Origin of the sequence: Pseudomonas sp. GM21 (genome assembly GCF_000282215.1) — a bacterium.
Lineage (GTDB): Bacteria > Pseudomonadota > Gammaproteobacteria > Pseudomonadales > Pseudomonadaceae > Aquipseudomonas.
Genome location: NZ_AKJS01000085.1, coordinates 42,109 through 62,659 on the forward strand (window position 1 = coordinate 42,109; position 20,551 = coordinate 62,659).

The window sequence follows — 20,551 nt, forward strand, 5'->3', positions numbered from 1 at the left end:
AGGTTTTCTGCTTCGGCAGGGACTCTGTGTCGATTGATATTGTGATGTATTGCGTGATTACCACCAAATCAGAGCGAGATTGGATGTGAGCAAGAGAGCCTATAACTTCTGTGCCGGTCCTGCGGCACTTCCCGAAGCTGTCCTGCAGCGCGCCCAGGGTGAACTCCTTGATTGGCACGGCAAGGGCTTGTCGGTCATGGAAATGAGCCATCGCAGTGATGAGTTCGTGTCCATCGCCACCAAGGCCGAGCAGGATCTGCGTGATCTGCTGAATATCCCTTCGAACTATAAAGTGCTGTTTCTGCAAGGTGGCGCCAGCCAGCAATTTGCTCAGATTCCTCTGAACCTGTTGCCGGAAAGCGGCACCGCCGACTATATCGATACCGGTATCTGGTCGCAGAAAGCCATCGAAGAAGCTTCGCGCTACGGCAATGTGAATGTCGCCGGTACCGCCAAGCCTTACGACTATTTCGCTATTCCCGGTCAAAACGAATGGAGCCTGTCCAAAGACGCGGCCTACGTTCACTACGCGCCGAACGAAACCATCGGCGGCCTGGAATTCCAGTGGATCCCCGAAACCGGTGACGTTCCGCTGGTGGCTGACATGTCTTCGGATATTCTGTCGCGGCCAATCGATGTTTCGCGCTTTGGCATGATCTACGCCGGCGCCCAGAAAAACATCGGCCCGAGCGGCATCGTGGTCAACATCGTCCGCGAAGACCTGCTGGGTCACGCCCGTTCGCTGTGCCCGACCATGCTCAATTACAAGGTCGCGGCCGATAACGGCTCGATGTACAACACCCCGCCGACCCTGGCCTGGTATTTGTCCGGCCTGGTGTTCGAGTGGCTGAAAGAGCAGGGTGGTGTTGAAGCCATCGGCAAGCTCAACGAAGTGAAGCAGCGCACGCTTTACGACTTCATCGACGCCAGCGGCATGTACAGCAACCCGATCAACAAATCGGATCGCTCGTGGATGAACGTGCCGTTCCGTCTGGCTGACGACCGTCTGGACAAGCCATTTTTGGCTGGTGCCGACGCGCGTGGCCTGTTGAACCTCAAGGGTCATCGTTCCGTGGGCGGCATGCGCGCCTCCATCTATAACGCCGTTGACATCGTTGCGGTCAACGCGCTGATTTCGTACATGGCAGAGTTCGAGAAGGAACACGGCTAATGTCTGAGCAAGAACTCAAGGCTCTGCGCGTTCGCATTGATGCCCTGGACACTAAAGTCCTGGAGCTGATCAGTGAGCGCGCACGCTGCGCCCAGGAAGTTGCGCGAGTAAAGATGGCCTCGCTGGCCGAAGGCGAAGTGCCGGTGTTCTATCGTCCTGAGCGCGAGGCTCAGGTGCTCAAACGTGTCATGGAGCGTAATAAAGGGCCGCTGGGTAACGAAGAGATGGCGCGGTTGTTCCGTGAAATCATGTCCTCGTGCCTGGCGCTTGAGCAGCCGCTGAAAGTGGCTTACCTGGGCCCTGAAGGCACCTTCACCCAAGCGGCGGCCATGAAACACTTCGGCCACGCGGTGATCAGCAAGCCGATGGCGGCGATCGACGAAGTGTTCCGCGAAGTGGCGGCCGGTGCGGTGAACTTTGGCGTGGTCCCGGTGGAAAACTCCACCGAAGGCGCGGTCAACCACACCCTCGACAGTTTCCTCGAACACGACATGGTCATCTGTGGTGAAGTCGAGTTGCGGATTCACCACCACCTGTTGGTCGGTGAAAACACCAAGACCGACAGCATCAGCCGCATCTATTCCCATGCCCAATCGCTGGCCCAGTGCCGCAAGTGGCTGGACGCCCATTACCCGAATGTCGAGCGCGTGGCGGTGTCCAGCAACGCCGAAGCCGCCAAGCGGGTTAAAGGTGAGTGGAACTCGGCCGCCATTGCCGGCGACATGGCCGCTGGCTTGTATGGCTTGACCCGTCTGGCCGAGAAAATCGAGGATCGTCCGGATAACTCCACGCGATTCCTGATGATCGGTAGCCAGGAAGTGCCGCCGACCGGCGACGACAAGACCTCGATCATCGTCTCCATGAGCAACAAGCCCGGTGCGCTTCACGAATTGCTGGTGCCGTTCCATGACAACGGCATCGACCTGACGCGCATCGAAACGCGTCCGTCGCGCAGCGGCAAGTGGACCTATGTGTTCTTCATCGACTTCGTCGGCCACCATCGCGATCCGTTGATCAAAGGTGTGCTGGAAAAGATAAGTCAGGAAGCGGTGGCACTCAAAGTGCTGGGTTCCTACCCGAAAGCAGTTCTCTAAGGGGTAGCAAATGAGTGATGACTTCCTCGCTCTGGCACAGCCGGGCGTACAACAACTTTCGCCGTACGTCCCGGGCAAGCCTGTGGACGAACTGGCCCGTGAGCTGGACCTTGATCCGGCAAGCATCGTCAAACTGGCCAGTAATGAAAACCCGCTGGGCGCGAGTCCAAAGGCGCTGAGGGCGATTCAGGATTCGCTGGCCGAGCTGACCCGGTATCCGGACGGCAACGGTTTTGCGCTCAAGACCCTGTTGGCCGAGCAGTGCCGCGTCGAACTGAATCAAGTGACGCTGGGCAACGGCTCCAACGACATTCTGGAACTGGTTGCGCGTGCTTATCTGGCGCCAGGCCTCAATGCCGTGTTCAGCGAACACGCGTTTGCGGTCTATCCGATTGTGACCCAGGCCGTCGGTGCCCAGGCCAAAGTGATTCCAGCCAAGGACTGGGGGCATGACCTGTCGGCGATGCTGGCGGCGATCGACGCGGACACTCGCGTGGTGTTCATTGCCAACCCGAACAACCCGACCGGAACCTGGTTCGATGCCGAGGCGCTGGATGAATTCCTCCAGGATGTTCCTGCGCATGTGCTGGTCGTGCTGGACGAGGCCTACATCGAATACGCCGAGGGCAGCGACTTGCCGGACGGTCTGGACTATCTGGCGGCTTATCCGAACCTGCTGGTGTCACGCACGTTCTCCAAGGCTTACGGTCTGGCAGCGTTGCGAGTCGGCTATGGGCTGTCCACCGCCGTGGTCGCCGACGTACTGAACCGTGTGCGTCAGCCGTTCAACGTGAACAGTCTGGCCTTGGCCGCTGCCTGCGCTGCGCTGCAAGACACCGATTACCTGGCTGAAAGCCGTCGCTTGAACGAGTCCGGCATGTTGCAACTGGAAGCGGGTTTGCGTGAGTTGGGGCTGAGCTGGATTCCGTCCAAGGGCAACTTCATTTGCGTCGATCTCGGCCGTGTTGCTGCGCCGGTCTTCCAGGGGTTGTTGCACGAAGGCGTGATCGTGCGTCCGGTGGCCAACTACGGCATGCCGAACCACCTGCGCATCACCATTGGTTTGCCGGCTGAAAACAGCCGCTTCCTTGAGGCGCTGACCAAGGTTCTGGCTCGTGGTTGATGTCACTGCACTGCAATCTGCTGCGCCTATGATCGGTCGCCTGGTGGTGGTCGGTCTGGGATTGATCGGTGGTTCTTTCGCCAAGGGTTTGCGTGAAAGTGGCCTGTGCCGCGAAGTGGTCGGGGTCGACCTCGACCCGCAGTCACGCAAGCTGGCGGTCGAGTTGGGCGTGGTGGATCGCTGCGAAGAAGACCTGGCGACAGCTTGTCAGGGCGCTGACGTGATTCAACTGGCCGTACCGATCCTTGCCATGGAGAAAATGCTGGCGCACCTCGCTGCAATGGATCTGGGTTCGGCCATTTTGACGGATGTCGGTAGCGCCAAAGGCAACGTCGTCCATGCGGCAACCGCGGCCTTTGGCGGCATGCCGTCGCGTTTCGTGCCGGGGCATCCCATTGCCGGCTCCGAGCAGAGCGGGGTGGAAGCCTCAAACGCCGAGCTGTTCCGTCGCCATAAAGTGATTCTGACGCCGCTGGATCAAACCGATCCGGCCGCGTTGGCAGTGGTCGACCGTTTGTGGCGCGAATTGGGCGCCGATGTCGAGCACATGGAGGTCGAGCGCCACGATGAAGTGTTGGCGGCGACCAGCCATTTGCCACACCTGTTGGCGTTCGGTTTGGTCGATTCATTGGCCAAACGCAATGAAAACCTTGAGATCTTCCGTTACGCTGCGGGCGGTTTCCGCGATTTCACAAGAATCGCGGGGAGCGACCCGGTCATGTGGCACGACATCTTCCTCGCCAACCGCGAAGCTGTCCTGCGCACACTTGATACATTTCGCAGCGATCTCGACGCCTTGCGCGACGCGGTCGATGCAGGGGATGGGCACCAATTGTTGGGCGTGTTCACGCGCGCCCGGGTTGCCCGCGAGCATTTCAGTAAAATCCTGGCCCGCCGGGCCTATGTGGACGCTATGAACTCCAACGACCTGATTTTCCTGGCACAACCTGGTGGCCGCCTGACTGGGCGGATTCGTGTACCGGGCGATAAATCGATTTCCCACCGTTCGATCATGCTTGGCTCCCTGGCCGAGGGTGTCACCGAAGTCGAAGGCTTCCTCGAAGGTGAAGACGCTCTGGCGACCCTGCAAGCCTTCCGCGACATGGGCGTTGTAATCGAAGGTCCGCATCATGGTCGCGTGACCATTCACGGCGTTGGCCTGCATGGCCTGAAGCCAGCGCCAGGCCCGATCTATCTGGGCAACTCCGGTACCTCGATGCGTCTGCTGTCTGGCCTGTTGGCTGCGCAGAACTTCGACAGCACCCTGACCGGTGACGCTTCGCTTTCCAAGCGTCCGATGAATCGCGTCGCCAACCCGTTGCGTGAAATGGGCGCCGTGATCGAGACCGCTGCTGAAGGTCGTCCGCCGATGACCATTCGTGGCGGCAACAAGCTCAAAGGCCTGACCTACACCATGCCGATGGCCAGTGCTCAGGTGAAATCCTGCCTTTTGCTGGCGGGTTTGTACGCCGAAGGCAAGACCACCGTCACTGAGCCTGCACCGACCCGTGACCATACCGAGCGCATGTTGCAAGGTTTTGGCTACCCGGTCAGCGTCAACGGCGCGACCGCTTCGGTCGAATCCGGGCACAAGCTGACTGCGACCCACATTGAAGTACCGAGCGACATCTCGTCCTCCGCGTTCTTCCTCGTGGCTGCATCGATCGCCGAAGGTTCGGAGCTGGTGCTGGAGCATGTCGGCATCAACCCGACCCGTACGGGCGTGATCGACATCCTGCGTCTGATGGGCGGCGATATCACCCTGGAAAACCAGCGTGAAGTCGGCGGCGAACCTGTTGCGGACTTGCGCGTACGTGCAGCTAAACTCAAGGGTATCGAGATTCCCGAGGCGCTGGTTCCGCTGGCCATCGACGAATTCCCGGTGCTGTTCGTGGCTGCGGCCTGTGCCGAAGGGCGCACTGTCCTGCGTGGCGCTGAAGAGCTGCGGGTCAAGGAGTCGGACCGGATTCAGGTCATGGCTGATGGCTTGCTGGCGCTGGGTGTCAAGTGCGAACCGACCCCGGACGGCATCATCATCGATGGCGGCCCGATCGGCGGCGGCGAAGTGCATGGTCATGGCGACCACAGAATTGCCATGGCATTCAGCGTTGCATCGTTGCGCGCTACTGCACCGATCCGCATCCATGATTGCGCCAACGTAGCGACGTCGTTCCCGAACTTCCTCGCGCTGTGCGCGCAGGTCGGCATCCGGGTTGCTGAAGAGGCTCAGTCGTGATCAACAAGTCGCCAGTCATTACCATTGATGGCCCGAGCGGTTCCGGTAAAGGCACGATCGCCGGGATACTGGCGAAGCGTCTGGGCTGGAACCTGCTGGATTCCGGTGCGCTGTACCGTTTGCTGGCTTTCGCCGCGCACAATCATGGTGTTGATCTGACCAACGAAGAGTTGCTGAAAAAACTGGCCGCTCATCTGGACGTGCAATTCATCGCTGCGACGGATGGTCAACTGCAGCGAATCATTCTCGAAGGCGACGAAGTCAGCGATGTGATTCGTACGGAAAGTATCGGTGCCGGTGCATCGCAAGTCGCTGCGCTGCCCGCCGTACGCGAGGCGCTGCTGCAGCGCCAGCGTGCTTTCCAGGAAATGCCGGGGCTGGTCGCCGATGGCCGAGATATGGGCACGGTGGTTTTTCCGGACGCGCCTTTGAAGATTTTCCTCACTGCCAGTGCCGAGGAGCGTGCGCGCCGTCGATACTTGCAGTTGAAGGGCAAAGACGATGGTGTTAGTCTGTCGAGTCTGCTAGATGAGATACGTGTTCGCGATGAGCGTGACACCCAGCGAGCGGTAGCCCCGCTCAAACCGGCGGCTGACGCCATTCAGCTGGATTCCACGGAATTATCCATCGATCAGGTGCTGGAACACATCATGAGCGAAATCGCCATTCGCGATATCGCCGGGTGACCAAGAAGGCGGCAGGGGACCAGTCATAGTCCTGCGGTGACTTCTTTTAAATGAAACTAACCCATACCGTCTGGGGTGTGGAGATGGGCGTAGTCTTCGCCCTCATCAACAGGAATTAAAATGAGCGAAAGCTTTGCGGAACTCTTTGAAGAAAGCCTAAAAACCCTGAACCTTCAGGCAGGCTCCATCATCACCGGTGTTATCGTTGATATCGATTACCAGGCTCGCTGGGTAACCGTTCACGCTGGCCTGAAGTCTGAAGCACTCATCCCGCTTGAGCAGTTCTACAACGACGCTGGCGAACTGAACATCAACGTCGGTGACGAAGTTCACGTTGCTCTGGACTCGGTTGAAGACGGCTTTGGTGAAACCAAGCTGTCCCGTGAAAAAGCCAAGCGCGCTGAATGCTGGATTGTTCTGGAAGCAGCCTTCGCAGCCGAAGAAGTGGTCAAGGGCGTTATCAACGGTAAGGTTAAAGGCGGCTTCACTGTCGACGTTAACGGCATCCGTGCGTTCCTGCCAGGTTCTCTGGTTGACGTCCGTCCTGTGCGCGATACTACGCACCTGGAAGGCAAAGAGCTGGAATTCAAGGTCATCAAACTCGACCAGAAACGCAACAATGTTGTCGTTTCCCGTCGCAGCGTCCTCGAAGCCGAGAACTCCGCCGAGCGTGAAGCTCTGCTGGAATCCCTGCAGGAAGGTCAGCAAGTCAAAGGTATCGTCAAAAACCTCACCGATTACGGCGCATTCGTCGATCTGGGTGGCGTCGATGGCCTGCTGCACATTACCGACATGGCTTGGAAGCGTATCAAGCATCCTTCCGAAATCGTCAACGTTGGCGATGAGATCGATGTCAAGGTTCTGAAGTACGATCGCGAACGCAATCGTGTTTCCCTGGGCCTCAAGCAACTGGGCGAAGATCCATGGGTTGCTATCAAAGCCCGTTACCCAGAAAGCACTCGCGTTACCGCTCGTGTAACCAACCTGACCGACTACGGCTGCTTCGCTGAGCTGGAAGAAGGCGTTGAAGGTCTGGTACACGTTTCCGAAATGGACTGGACCAACAAGAACATCCACCCTTCGAAAGTCGTACAAGTCGGCGACGAAGTGGAAGTTATGGTTCTGGACATCGACGAAGAGCGTCGTCGTATCTCCCTCGGCATCAAGCAGTGCAAATCTAACCCATGGGAAGATTTCTCTGGCCAGTTCAACAAGGGCGATAAAATCTCCGGCACCATCAAGTCGATCACCGATTTCGGTATCTTCATTGGTCTGGACGGCGGCATCGACGGTCTGGTTCACCTGTCCGACATCTCCTGGAACGAAGTGGGCGAAGAAGCCGTTCGCCGCTTCAAGAAGGGCGACGAGCTGGACACCGTTATCCTGTCGGTTGACCCAGAGCGCGAGCGCATCTCCCTGGGTATCAAGCAACTGGAAAGCGATCCGTTCTCCGAGTACGTTCAAGAGAACGACAAAGGCGCAATCGTTAAAGGCATCGTGAAAGAAGTTGACGCCAAAGGCGCCATCATCACTCTGGCCGACGATATCGAAGCGACTCTGAAAGCCTCCGAAATCAGCCGTGACCGCGTTGAAGACGCGCGCAACGTTCTGAAAGAAGGCCAGGAAGTAGAAGCCAAGATCATCAGCGTTGATCGTAAGAGCCGCGTCATTCAGCTGTCGATCAAATCAAAAGACGATGCTGAAGAGAAAGAAGCTATCCAGAGCCTGAAAACTGCTCCGGAAGGCGAGTCAACTGATACCACCATGGCGGCACTGCTGCGCCAGGCAATGGCCAAACAGAACTAAGTTCTGCTTGATCATTAAAAAGGGCGACTTCGGTCGCCCTTTTTTGTGTGCGCCCAGCATGGGCGCAATCTTGCGGGTGTGAGTCCCGCCGTAAGCTGACCACAGCGAACGAAGTGAAGCGCAACTGCACTAGGGCGACCGAGTGTGGGGAGGAAGCGTGAATCGAAGCCATGAGCCGATGTACAAGAACCGGATAAAAGGCGAAGCCGATCAGGGCGAGCGGGCACAAAACCGCGAAGCTCTTGTGGTCAAGGATCAGGCTGCGTAAATCCGGCGGTTGTGTGGTGAAGGATTGCGTTCTTACCTGGGGAGATCTCGCTTTATGCCTGAAAGGGCGACGGCGCCAGTCGGAGCGAGAAGTCAGCAGAGGCCGTAGTAGTCTTTTTTTTGACGAAGGGCCGAACGAGAGAAAGCGCTATAGGCCATGTTGATACGAAAGACCGGAAGTCAGATGCCTGCCGAACGCGGGGCGGATGGAGATAACGAGCGGTGAAGCCGTGAGAAGTCCTGTCAGCGACGAGGTCAATCGCCCGCAAGATGAATCCGATAACGCAGGGCAAGGGCTGCTGGAGCGGGCCTTTGCGAGAGAAAACCTGAAGCGGGCATGGAAGCGGGTCAAGGCCAACAAAGGTGCAGCGGGAGTCGATGGTCTGGATATTGAACAGACCGCCGAACACCTTCTGAGCCAATGGCCGAAGATTCGTGAGCAGCTTCTTTCAGGTGCCTACCGGCCCAGTCCGGTAAAGCGCGTAGTAATCCCCAAACCTGACGGCGGCGAACGCGAGTTGGGTATCCCGACGGTCACTGACCGTTTGATCCAGCAAGCGTTGCTGCAAATTGTGCAGCCGCTAGTCGATCCCACTTTCAGTGAGCACAGCTACGGCTTTCGTCCGGGGCGTCGTGCGCAGGACGCCGTTTTGGCGGCCCAGCGCTACGTATCTTCTGGGCGCGAAGTGGTGGTGGACGTTGATCTGGAGAAGTTTTTCGACCGAGTCGATCACGACATCTTGATGGACCGTTTACGCAAGCGGATTCTGGATCGGGCGGTTATCCGACTGATTCGGACTTATCTGGACGCTGGGACGATGATCAATGGAGTGGTCGAGAAAAGCCGTTGCGGGGCGCCGCAAGGCGGTCCGTTGTCGCCGTTTCTGGCGAATGTGCTGCTGGACGAGGTGGATCGTGAGCTTGAGCGTCGAGGTCATTGTTTTGTGCGCTATGCCGATGATGCGAATGTGTATGTTCGCAGTCATAAAGCAGGGCTCCGAGTGATGACCTTGCTGAGGCGCCTTTATGAAAAGCTTCACTTGAGCGTTAACGAAAGTAAAAGTGCAGTGACGAGCGCATTTGGTCGTAAGTTTCTGGGCTACGAGTTCTGGTCGGCCCGCGGCGACGTCAAACGAGCTGTGCCCTATAAAGCGCTGAAGCAATTCAAGCAACGAATACGCTGGTACACGGCGCTCGTGTGGCCGTGGCTTGCAGCAGATTGCCGATGAGCTGCGACCTTACATTTTGGGCTGGAAAGCTTACTTCGGATTGTCGCAAACCCCTGCCGTCTGGCGTGAGCTGGACGAATGGCTGCGACATCGACTGCGAGCGATCCAACTAAAACAATGGAAGCGTGGAACGACGACGTACCGTGAGCTGCGAGCACTTGGCGCGAGTAACCAAGTGGCGCAGAAGGTGGCAGGGAACACCTCTCGCTGGTGGCATAACAGTCGTCTTGCGCTGAATCGCGTGCTTACTATTGCGTGGTTCGACAGGCTGGGATTAGTGCGTCTTTCATAACCTCAATCTCTCGAACCGCCCGGTGCGGACCCGCATGCCGGGTGGTGTGGCAGGGGAGCGGCCTGTGAAGGTCGCCTCCCTATGCCGATGCCTGCGATTTGGTGGGCTCATCGTCGCTACCGGGCTGCATTAGATGCTTGTGAAACCAACATGCTCGATAAGCTGTCTGTTTCTTTAATCGGATCAATCGTTTCTTTGCAGCTAACCTGTAGCCTGAAAGGAACGATAGTCGGGCAGGGCGCCTGGTATAGGGAGGTGAATGAACAAGCTCATTGTCGCAATAGCAGTGCTGACATTGGCGGGTTGCGCGACTAATGCCAAAACGCACGTCGTGCGCGGGGTTAGCGGAATCGAGATCGATTGTTCGGGGCTGGGTTCCGGATGGGAGAAATGCCTCAAACGCGCAGAAAAGGAGTGTAAGGCGGCGGGGTATAAGGTCTTGGCAAGGTCTGATGATGCCAAAGAGGAGGATGTATTCCCGTTTGGCTTCAATCCTGCGGGATACCTGACTCGAACCATGCTGGTGGTCTGTAGATGAGGCTGATCTGTGTTGAAGCTCTTTGAGATTGGTTGGCTCGACCTGGTAAAGATATGTCAAAGCTCAGGCTGTTCAAATTCTTCCGGGCATGCTAAAACCTTTGAAGCGCTTTTCCTAGCTGCTTGAAAAAGAAGGGAAAAATATGACGAAGTCGGAGTTGATCGAACGAATTGTCACCCATCAAGGGCTGCTCTCATCCAAGGATGTGGAGCTGGCCATCAAGACCATGCTCGAGCAAATGTCCCAATGCCTGGCGACTGGGGATCGTATCGAAATCCGTGGTTTTGGTAGTTTTTCGTTGCACTATCGCGCGCCGCGGGTTGGGCGTAATCCGAAGACTGGTCAGTCGGTTAGTCTGGATGGTAAGTTTGTTCCGCATTTCAAGCCGGGGAAGGAGCTTAGGGATCGGGTGAATGAGGACGAGGAGGAAGGGCTTTGACAGTTTCCGAAACGCGAGGAGTCGCTCATGCCTAATTTGAAGCGCGCACTGACGGCATTGTTCGCTTTGTTGCTGGTTTTGGCGATTCTGGCTTTTATTCTCGAGAATCAGCAATCGGTTTCCTTGTTGTTCCTCGGTTGGGCGGGGCCGCAACTGCCAGTATCGCTGGTGATAATTCTTGCTTTGCTAATTGGCATGATTATGGGCCCAATTCTTGGTTGGCTTCTGGGACGTACGTCCAGGGTTTCTCGCAAGCACCTTGTCTGATTGAAGCAGGTACGCGGTGCACGTCGTATTTGTGTCGCAGTTTGTCTATATCTATTAGTAAATCCTTCACTAAGCTGTAAAATGCAGTGTTTTTCCGGGTGGTGGTATATGGCCACTTTGGTTGAGGTCGGCTCTGTCTGGGGCTTCAGCTAGCACGGATGGCTTTGCATTCATGGATTAGGCAGAGGTAAGTAGATGGCTGCCAGGAACTCAAGGGTATAGTTTTACATGAAAACGCTCGTAACCTGCGGCGCTGGACTTATCAGATCGGTAGTCATTCGTCATATCATCCCCAGCAAGAGCGACTCGGTAGTTAACACCGAAAAGCTTGCTTTCGCAGTTAGTCTTGAAACACCAATCGACGTTAGCCAGAAACCTTGTAATGTTTTGGAGGCGATTTACAGCCTTGTAGAGTGTGCTCGTCAATCCTTTTTCCTTGGCTTCCAATTCTCGCTGATTGGGTGTAGGTGTGTCGATTTGTCCAAGGCGGCCGGAGTTTTACAGAGATATAGCTTACTTGCTTATATAATGTTTTTTGTGATGTTTGCTAGTGGTCTGTTTTTTAGTCTGCTTTGCGAAATTTTTCGCCGGAAGAAGTTGCTTCTGATAGTGCGCGTATATAATAGATTTGACGAGCGTATATGCGTATTTTACTGATGTCTCAATATTTTTGGCCTGAGTCATTTATTATAAATGATTTGGCGATCAAGCTTGCTAGCGAGGGGCATGAGGTTACGGTTGCCACCGGTAAGCCCAATTATCCTGACGGGGATATTTATAGCGGTTACAGTGCCAAGGGAGTGCAGCGTGAGCGCTATTCCTCGCTGATCGATGTAGTCCGTGTGCCCGTTTACCCCCGTGGCAAAGGAGGCGCCAAAAAACTAGTATTAAACTATTTGTCGTTTGTTGTGATGGGGCTTTGGTATTTTCCTAAACTCCTGAGAGGCAAAAAAATCGATGTGATTATAGTTTTCGCGCCTTCACCTATTGTCCAGGTAATACCCGCGATACTCTTGAAGTGGCTCAAGCGCGCGCACTTGGCTGTATGGGTGCAGGACTTATGGCCTGAAAGTCTTTCTGCGACGGGCTTTATTAAGAAGTCTTGGGTGCTTAAGTCGGTAGGTTGCATGGTCCGTGGAATTTATAAATATTGTGATACTTTATTGCTACAGTCCCGAGCTTTTTTTGAGCCGACAAAGAAGTACGCTGATCCGGAAAAGTTGGTTTACTTTCCAAATTCAATAGATATTAAAAATTTTTCAGTGAGAGGAAATATCATTCCGAGCGATCTGAAATGCGAACTCGAAAACCATTTCAGCGTGGTGTTTGCAGGTAACATTGGTACGGCTCAGTCAGTAGAAAGTATTGTTGAGGCCGCGTCGATATTAAAGCAAGAAACTGCGTTGAGGATATTCATTGTCGGTAGTGGCAGTATGCTCGAATGGGTAGTGGGTCAAAAAAAGTCGCTTAATCTGGATAACCTTGTGTTGCCTGGTCGCTTTCCGGCTGATGCCATGTCTGAAATATTTGAATGTGCTGCTGCGTTGTTGGTTTCTCTGAATGATGAGGAAATTTTCTCTTATACGATACCTAGCAAGATCCAAGCTTATCTAGCCGCCGGTCGTCCGATTATTGCGGCCTTAAGGGGTGAAGGGGCTCGGGTGGTCAGTGAGTCTGGCGCGGGATTGGTGTGCCCCCCGGCAAATGGTCAGTTGCTAGCGGCAACCATTTTATCTTTGAAAGAGAGCTCGAGCGTTGAGCGTGATAAAATGGGGGCGGCAGGTTTACAGTATTTTAATGAAAATTATGATATGGATTTTCAAAGCGGTCGATTGATTGATATTTTGACCGCTCGGCTCAATAGAAAATAGGTGCTGGAATGCGTGTATTGGTCTTGGGTGCAACAGGTATGCTGGGTAATGCTGTTTTCAAAGTACTCAGCAGTTCGTCTGCCTTGAGTGTTGTTGGAACAGTTCGTAATGCTAAGGCAATTGATAGCTTTGATAGTAAGGTTAAAGGTAATTTGATTTCAGGCGTGGATGTGCTTGATCAAGATTCTTTAGTTGATGTCTTTGAGCGGTCTAAGCCTGATGTTGTAATTAACTGTATTGGGCTAATCAAGCAATTGAGCTCCGCTAAGGATCCTTTGTCTGTTTTGCCTATTAACGCGATGTTGCCCCATCGACTGTCCAAGCTATGCGCTTTAGTTGGGAGTCGCTTAGTGCATATTAGTACGGATTGCGTTTTTTCCGGTCGAAAAGGTATGTATAAAGAAGCAGATGTTTCTGATGCTGAAGATTTGTATGGGAAGTCTAAATATATCGGAGAAATTGTTGATCAGCCGCACGCGATTACTCTTCGTACTTCAATCATCGGGCATGAACTGAACGGTCAATCATCGCTTGTTGACTGGTTTCTTGCGCAGTCCGGCTCTGTCAAAGGGTTTTCAAAAGCCATCTTTTCCGGGTTGCCAACGGTTGAGCTTGCTCGCGTCATTCTGGATTTTGTAATACCGCAACCCGCACTCCAGGGGCTATACCATGTTTCTACGCAGCCAATCGATAAGCTTACGTTGCTGCGTTATGTCGCCAAAATCTATCAAAAAGAAATCAGCATTGTCCCGGATGAGCAACTTGAAATCGATCGGTCATTAGATTCGTCCCGGTTCCAAACAGCTACAGGGTACGCGCCTCCACAGTGGCCTGATTTAATTGAAGCGATGCGCGCTAGCCGTTAAACTCCCATTTTTAAATTTTGGTGATCATAATGTTCGACGATAAGATTTTGATGATAACAGGCGGTACCGGCTCGTTCGGAAATACTGTTCTCAAACGTTTTCTCGATACAAACGTCAAGGAGATTCGTGTTTTTAGTCGTGATGAAAAAAAACAGGAAGACATGCGCATAGCTTTAGGTAATGACAAAGTCAAGTTTTATATTGGCGACGTCAGGGACTACGCTAGTGTTTCCCAAGCGATGGTCGGTGTGGACTATATATTTCACGCCGCAGCGCTCAAACAAGTTCCATCGTGTGAGTTTTACCCGATGGAGGCCGTTAAAACCAACGTAATTGGTACTGAAAACGTACTCAATGCGGCCATTGCCAATAATGTTAGTCGAGTTGTTGTTCTCAGCACTGATAAAGCCGTATATCCCATCAACGCAATGGGTATTTCGAAGGCTATGGCCGAGAAGCTTGTAGTTGCCAAGTCCAGGATCATTCCGGAAACAGGGCCTGTCATTTGCTCTACACGTTACGGCAATGTGATGGCGTCTCGAGGTTCGGTAATTCCTCTTTTTGTCAAACAGCTTAAAGATGGTCATGAGCTGACTGTGACAGATCCAAGCATGACGCGTTTCCTAATGTCACTTGATGACTCAGTAGATTTGGTTCTTCACGCATTTGAGCATGCCGAACAAGGCGACATTTTTGTTCAAAAAGCACCGGCATCCACTGTTGCTGATTTGGCTCAAGCACTCAAAGAACTTTTCTCGGGCGATAACGCAATCAAGGTGATTGGTACTCGTCACGGCGAAAAACTCTACGAATCGCTAATTTCACGTGAAGAAATGGCAAAAGCCGAAGATATGGGGCGCTACTACCGTATTCCCGCCGATAATAGGGATCTGAATTACAAGAAGTATTTTGTTGAAGGTGAGCAAAATATCTCCGAATTGGATGACTACACTTCGCATAATACTGAGCGTTTGGACGTTCCTGGCATTAAAGAGCTTTTGTTGAAATTGGATTTCATTAAGGAGCAATTAGATGCTTAAGGTCATGACGCTGGTGGGAACACGGCCCGAGCTGATCAAGATGAGTCGTGTTATTGCAGAGTTGGATAAACAGACTGATCATGTGCTCGTTCACTCCGGTCAGAACTATGACTATGAGTTGAATCAGGTTTTTTTTGATGATCTCGAAATTCGCAAGCCTGATCATTTTCTTGGTGCAGTGGGCGAGACGGCTGCCCAAACTATTGCGGAAGTTATCTCAAAGTCAGATGAGATATTCGAGCTGGAAAAACCTGATGCACTTTTGTTGTATGGGGATACTAATACCTGCTTAGCTGTTATCGCTGCGAAGCGTCGAAAAATTCCAGTCTTTCATATGGAGGCGGGCAATCGCTGTTTTGATCAGCGAGTGCCTGAAGAGTTGAATCGTAAGGTTCTTGATCATCTAAGTGATATTAATCTGGTTTTGACTGAGCATGCTCGTCGATATCTATTAGATGAAGGTATCAGGCCTGAAACGATCATTAAAACAGGGTCGCACATGGAGGAAGTACTTGATCATTATATGCCGAATATTTTGGCATCTGATATCTTGGAGCGTGAGCAACTCGAAGACGGTAAATTTTTTATCGTTAGTGCTCATCGTGAAGAAAACGTAGATACACCTAAAAACCTGCTCGATCTCCTAGAGTCGCTTCGTGCATTGGCCGATAATTACGGGTTTCCCGTTATTGTCTCTACGCACCCTCGCACGCGAAAACGTCTTGAAGCGTTGGGCGAGTCCCTTGAGCATCCGTTGATTCGGTTTGTCAAACCATTTGGTTTGCTTGATTATATCAAGTTGCAGATGGGGTCGTTTTGTGTTCTGTCTGACAGCGGAACCATTACCGAGGAGGCCTCTTTATTGAACCTCCCCGCGGTTACAATTCGCAATGCTCATGAGCGTCCTGAGGGAATGGATGAGGGAACGCTCATCATGTGTGGGCTCAAGGTTGACCGGGTGCTGGATGCCGTGCGGGTTGTGACGAGCCAGCATCACCGTGGCGCTCGTGTCATTCCTGTTGTAAAGGACTATCTTGGTGGCCCGGTCTCAAAACAGATAGCACGAGTTATTTATAGTTATACGGATTATATTAATCGTACCGTATGGTCTAAGGCATAAAAGGGAGGACACATGCGCGTATTGGTGACGGGATCGTCTGGATTTGTTGGCAACAGGCTGCTCAATGTATTAGCAAACAAAAAAAATGTTGAGGTATTTGCAGCCGCGCGTGGTGAGTCTATCGATGGTCCTGCTACGGTGCGTTTGCTGAAAAATTTCGAGCTTTCCTCTGCTGTGGATTGGACGCCAAATTTGATTGGTTTTGACGTTGTCGTCCATGCAGCGGCTCGAGTTCATGTCATGAACGATCAAGCATTAAACCCTCTGGAGGCATTTAGAGCTGTTAATGTTAAAGGGACGCTAAAGCTTGCTGAGCAAGCGGCTTCGGCTGGAGTTCGTCGTTTCGTTTTTATAAGCTCTATAAAGGTCAATGGTGAGAGCACGACAAAGGATGATGCTTACTCGCCAGACGCAGTACCTGCACCGTTAGACCCGTATGGTGTTTCCAAGATGGAAGCTGAATCAGGTCTGAAGGCTATTGCACAAAGGACAGGGATGGAGGTTGTAATAATCAGGCCTGTATTAGTTTATGGGCCTGGCGTTAAGGCGAATTTTCTGAAGATGATGCAGTGGCTTGATAAGGGCTTCCCTTTGCCCTTTGGCGCGATTCGAAATAGCCGAAGCCTTGTTGCGTTAGATAACCTGGTTGATCTAATAATTTTATGTATGGAACATCCCGCGGCGGCCAATCAAACCTTCATGGTAAGTGACGGTGAAGATCTGTCGACTACTGAATTATTACGGAGAATGGCGTGTGCGCTGGACAAACCCGCGCGTCTACTTCCTGTGCCAGAATGGATACTTCGCTTAGGTGCCAGCCTTTTTGGGAAGTCAGATCTTTTGCAACGGCTATGTGGATCGCTTCGGGTAGATATAAGCAAGACTCGCGATGTTTTAGGATGGAAACCATTAGTCTCTGTGGATTCTGCTTTAAAGGAGGCGGCTATACACTTTCAAGAGAGTCGCAAGCAATGAGTTACTGGTGGTTGATTCCGGCTGTGGCCATTATTTCGTTATGTCTTACAGCGGGATTGCGTCGTTATGCGCTTGCTTTAAGTATTATTGATGTCCCCAACGCTCGTAGTTCTCATTCGGTTCCGACTCCACGGGGTGGAGGGGTTGCAATCGTTGTAGCTTTCCTGCTCTCACTCCCATTATTGGGTTGGGGAAATCTAGTTCCCTGGGAAGCTCTGGCAGCTTTTGGCGGTGCAGGGGGGGTGGTTGCAGTCATCGGTTTTATGGATGATCACGGTCATATAGCCGCTCGATGGCGCCTACTTGGTCATTTCAGTGCTGGTGCTTGGGCGTTGTTCTGGTTTGGTGGGCTTCCTTCTGTCGCTGTTATTGGTTGGACAGTTGACCTCGGCTGGATAGGACACCTTCTTGGGGTAATTTACTTGGTATGGATGCTAAATCTTTACAATTTCATGGATGGAATTGACGGTATTGCCAGTGTTGAGGCTATTTGTGCTTGCCTCGGAGCCTGTTTACTTTACTGGCTGGGCGGATTTGCTGAGCTTTTATGGGCTCCTTTGATACTGGCTATGGCCGTTGCCGGGTTTCTCTATTGGAATTTTCCTCCCGCGCGTATTTTTATGGGAGACGCGGGAAGTGGGTTTCTGGGGATCACCTTGGGAATGATTTCGTTTCAGGCTGCATGGGTTTCATCGCAGCTACTTTGGGGATGGCTGATCCTCTTGGGTGTGTTTATTGTCGATGCAACATTTACACTGCTGCGTAGGCTGGTCCGAGGAGATAAAGTTTACGAGGCTCACCGCAGCCATGCTTATCAGTATGCTTCGCGAATGGTTGGGAAGCACTTGCCAGTCACGCTTACGGTGGGTGGCATCAACCTGTTTTGGTTGTTGCCTATTGGTATCTGTGTAACAAAGTTTGGGCTGGATGGAGCTCTCGGGCTGATGATCGCCTACGTGCCTTTAATCGTCTTGGCCATAAAATTTCACGCAGGTGAGTTAGAAAAGGCCCCATCCTCAAATATTTGACGTTTGATGTTGTAAAGTGTTGATTGTTTGCGACGGTGGCACGCATTGTGTCTGACTAACAAAAGTGTGGCGAGAGGTGTTCGAAGGGGTATGGAAAGGTTCCGAGCTTTGCTATTAGGTCTTCCGCGCCGCAGTAAACGACTGATTCAGGTGACGATAGACATTGTCCTTGTATGGCTAGCCCTCTGGATGGCATTTGTTGTTCGCTTGGGGGTTGATGATTTGATCAATCCTTTTACTCAACACCTTTGGCTCTTCCTAAGTGCCCCAGTGGTAGCCATTCCGCTGTTTATTCGCTTTGGCATGTATCGCGCAGTTATGCGCTACTTCGGTAATGACGCTCTTATCGCAATCATCAAGGCAGTCAGCCTTTCATCCTTGATTCTCGGAGTTGTCGTCTATTGGTACAGTAATCATCAAAATGTCGTACCTCGGTCAATCATTTTCAATTACTGGTGGTTGAATTTGATCATGATTGGTGGTTTGCGGCTGGCAATGCGTCAGTTTTTCCTTGGCGACTGGTTTGCTGCAGTTCAGCATGTCCCTTTCACTAATCGTGATGACGGTTTGCCTAAAGTAGCTATCTACGGAGCTGGCGCCGCGGGAAATCAGCTTGTCGCAGCGTTGCGAATGGGACGGATCATGCGTCCTGTCGCCTTTATCGATGACGATAGCGGTATTGCCAGTCGTATTATCTCCGGATTGCAAGTTTACAAACCCAAGCATATTCAACAGATGATTGAGGCGACTGGCGCGCAAGAAATATTACTGGCGATTCCTTCATCGTCTCGTGGTCGTCGTCGTGAGATTCTCGGTTTACTTGAGCGTTTCCCGCTTCATGTCCGTAGTGTGCCTGGGTTCATGGACTTGGCAAGCGGTCGGGTTAAGGTTGATGATATCCAAGAGGTGGACATAGCCGATTTGCTGGGCCGTGATGCAGTGCCTGCTCAAGAAGAGCTACTTGAGCACTGTATCAAGGGGCAGGTAGTTCTTGTCACAGGTGCGGGCGGCTCCATAGGCTCCGAACTGTGCCGACAAATCCTGGAGCTGCGTCCGACGATCCTTTTGTTGTTCGAACATAGCGAATTTAACCTCTACAGTATTCTTTCTGAACTTGAGCAGCGAATTGCTCGTGAATCCTTTTCGGTAAAACTGCTACCAATTTTAGGGTCAGTTCGAAATCAGCACAAACTTTTGGATGTCATGAACTCTTGGCATGTAGACACTGTTTATCACGCTGCAGCTTATAAACATGTCCCTATGGTTGAGCACAATATCGCCGAGGGTGTGCTAAACAACGTGATAGGCACTCTTAATACAGCTCAGGCTGCTTTGCAGGCAGGTGTCTCTAATTTTGTACTGATTTCTACTGACAAGGCGGTGCGGCCCACCAACGTAATGGGTAGTACCAAACGTCTGGCAGAACTGACTCTTCAGGCATTGAGTAAAGAAGCCGAGCCCGTGTTATTTGGCGATATGGCCAGTGTCTCCGCGATGAATAGAACTCGGTTTACAATGGTGCGGTTTGGTAATGTTCTGGGATCCTCAGGTTCGGTTATCCCTTTATTTCATAAGCAAATCAAGTCGGGTGGTCCAATAACGGTTACTCACCCGAAGATTACTCGTTACTTCATGACTATTCCCGAAGCCGCACAGCTAGTCATTCAAGCTGGCTCTATGGGACAGGGCGGAGACGTATTCGTGCTAGACATGGGCGAGCCAGTAAAAATCGTCGAACTGGCTGAGAAAATGATTCACCTGTCCGGTTTAAGTGTCCGTTCAGAGAAAAACGCACATGGTGATATCGCGATTGAGTTCACTGGCTTGCGCCCAGGTGAGAAGCTTTACGAAGAGTTGCTGATTGGAGATAACGTAACTGCAACTCAACATCCGATGATCATGACTGCAAGTGAGGATTATCTGGCTTGGGGTGTGCTCAAGGCCAGGCTTGCCGAACTGCTGGCTGCTATCGAGCAGGATGACTACTCCCGTGTCCGTCAATTGCTGCGTGAAACTGTCCAGGGTTACGCGCCTGCTGGCGAAATCGTTGACTGGATCTATCAGCAACGTCGACTTGAGCCATGATCACTGCACATGTTACATTGCGATATCAGAATATTCGCCGCCAGAAGGTTCGTAAGCGCTCCATAAACCCCACATTCAAAGTCACCACCTGATCCTCAATGCTGTGCTCCCGATTCCTTTCCGGAGCCAGCACCTCATGATGCGTCCTGACGCAAAAGTCGAAAAAGTCTATATCTATCCCAAGCCCGTCGACTTCCGAAAATCCATTGATGGCCTCGCTGCGCTGGTCGAACTGGACATCAAGGTCGCGGTGTTTGACCCGGTGCTTTTCGTGTTCCTTAACAAGCCTCGAAACCGAGTGAAGATTTTGTATTGGGAGCGCAACGGCTTTTGCCTTTGGCTAAAGCGCCTGGAATCCGAGCGTTTCAAAACATCGCCGGATTGCTCCGATGAAGCGTATCCGATCCATGAACCACAC

General features: G+C 52.6%; 17 protein-coding genes and 1 pseudogene. All 18 read left to right on the forward strand.

Annotated features, from left to right (window positions below; translation table 11 throughout):
• The first annotated feature begins 85 nt into the window (after positions 1 to 85).
• Entirely contained in the window at positions 86 to 1,171 is a 1,086-nt protein-coding gene (gene serC / locus PMI22_RS15205) for a 3-phosphoserine/phosphohydroxythreonine transaminase (protein WP_007945813.1), read from the forward strand.
• A complete protein-coding gene (gene pheA, locus PMI22_RS15200) occupies positions 1,171 to 2,265 on the forward strand; it encodes a prephenate dehydratase (protein ID WP_007945815.1) in 1,095 nt (364 codons plus the stop codon). The genes serC and pheA overlap by 1 nt, the downstream gene beginning before the upstream one ends.
• 10 nt (positions 2,266 to 2,275) lie before the next feature.
• The gene (hisC, locus tag PMI22_RS15195) at positions 2,276 to 3,388 is read left to right on the forward strand and encodes a histidinol-phosphate transaminase (protein WP_007945816.1); all 1,113 of its coding nucleotides are present in this window, start codon (positions 2,276 to 2,278) and stop codon (positions 3,386 to 3,388) included.
• Between the two features lie 28 nt (positions 3,389 to 3,416).
• Entirely contained in the window at positions 3,417 to 5,624 is a 2,208-nt protein-coding gene (locus PMI22_RS15190; protein ID WP_007945817.1) for a bifunctional prephenate dehydrogenase/3-phosphoshikimate 1-carboxyvinyltransferase, read from the forward strand.
• Positions 5,621 to 6,310, forward strand: coding sequence for a (d)CMP kinase (gene cmk / locus PMI22_RS15185; RefSeq protein WP_007945818.1), 690 nt, complete (start codon positions 5,621 to 5,623; stop codon positions 6,308 to 6,310). Before PMI22_RS15190 ends, cmk begins: the two co-directional genes overlap by 4 nt.
• A gap of 120 nt (positions 6,311 to 6,430) precedes the next feature.
• Positions 6,431 to 8,116, forward strand: coding sequence for a 30S ribosomal protein S1 (gene rpsA, locus PMI22_RS15180; RefSeq protein WP_007945819.1), 1,686 nt, complete (start codon positions 6,431 to 6,433; stop codon positions 8,114 to 8,116).
• Positions 8,117 to 8,589: 473 nt separating this feature from the next.
• Positions 8,590 to 9,904, forward strand: a pseudogene (ltrA, locus tag PMI22_RS0129400) (group II intron reverse transcriptase/maturase).
• 259 nt (positions 9,905 to 10,163) lie between these two features.
• Entirely contained in the window at positions 10,164 to 10,442 is a 279-nt protein-coding gene (locus PMI22_RS15175; protein ID WP_007945821.1) for a hypothetical protein, read from the forward strand.
• Positions 10,443 to 10,584: 142 nt separating this feature from the next.
• Positions 10,585 to 10,881 carry an integration host factor subunit beta gene (ihfB, locus tag PMI22_RS15170; RefSeq protein ID WP_003369729.1) on the forward strand — a complete coding sequence of 99 codons (297 nt, stop codon included), beginning with the start codon at positions 10,585 to 10,587 and terminating at the stop codon, positions 10,879 to 10,881.
• A 27-nt stretch (positions 10,882 to 10,908) separates the two neighbouring features.
• Complete coding sequence (locus PMI22_RS15165; protein ID WP_007945823.1) at positions 10,909 to 11,148, forward strand: lipopolysaccharide assembly protein LapA domain-containing protein; 240 nt, start codon at positions 10,909 to 10,911, stop codon at positions 11,146 to 11,148.
• A 641-nt stretch (positions 11,149 to 11,789) separates the two neighbouring features.
• Entirely contained in the window at positions 11,790 to 13,019 is a 1,230-nt protein-coding gene (locus PMI22_RS15160; RefSeq protein ID WP_007945824.1) for a glycosyltransferase family 4 protein, read from the forward strand.
• An 8-nt stretch (positions 13,020 to 13,027) separates the two neighbouring features.
• Positions 13,028 to 13,885 (forward strand): dTDP-4-dehydrorhamnose reductase family protein, encoded by an 858-nt coding sequence (locus PMI22_RS15155; RefSeq protein WP_007945825.1) that lies wholly within the window; start codon positions 13,028 to 13,030, stop codon positions 13,883 to 13,885.
• 29 nt (positions 13,886 to 13,914) lie between these two features.
• Complete coding sequence (locus tag PMI22_RS15150; protein WP_007945826.1) at positions 13,915 to 14,925, forward strand: nucleoside-diphosphate sugar epimerase/dehydratase; 1,011 nt, start codon at positions 13,915 to 13,917, stop codon at positions 14,923 to 14,925.
• Positions 14,918 to 16,045, forward strand: a complete 1,128-nt coding sequence (gene wecB / locus PMI22_RS15145; protein WP_007945827.1) for a non-hydrolyzing UDP-N-acetylglucosamine 2-epimerase — start codon at positions 14,918 to 14,920, stop codon at positions 16,043 to 16,045. The genes PMI22_RS15150 and wecB overlap by 8 nt, the downstream gene beginning before the upstream one ends.
• Before the next feature lie 12 nt (positions 16,046 to 16,057).
• The gene (locus PMI22_RS15140) at positions 16,058 to 17,020 is read left to right on the forward strand and encodes a UDP-glucose 4-epimerase family protein (protein WP_007945828.1); all 963 of its coding nucleotides are present in this window, start codon (positions 16,058 to 16,060) and stop codon (positions 17,018 to 17,020) included.
• Entirely contained in the window at positions 17,017 to 18,048 is a 1,032-nt protein-coding gene (locus PMI22_RS15135; protein WP_007945829.1) for an MraY family glycosyltransferase, read from the forward strand. The genes PMI22_RS15140 and PMI22_RS15135 overlap by 4 nt, the downstream gene beginning before the upstream one ends.
• A 90-nt stretch (positions 18,049 to 18,138) precedes the next feature.
• Positions 18,139 to 20,133 (forward strand): polysaccharide biosynthesis protein, encoded by a 1,995-nt coding sequence (locus PMI22_RS15130; RefSeq protein WP_033049229.1) that lies wholly within the window; start codon positions 18,139 to 18,141, stop codon positions 20,131 to 20,133.
• 136 nt (positions 20,134 to 20,269) lie between these two features.
• Positions 20,270 to 20,551, forward strand: a 282-nt coding sequence (tnpB, locus tag PMI22_RS15125; RefSeq protein WP_007945832.1) for an IS66 family insertion sequence element accessory protein TnpB, incomplete at its 3' end; no start/stop codon positions are given.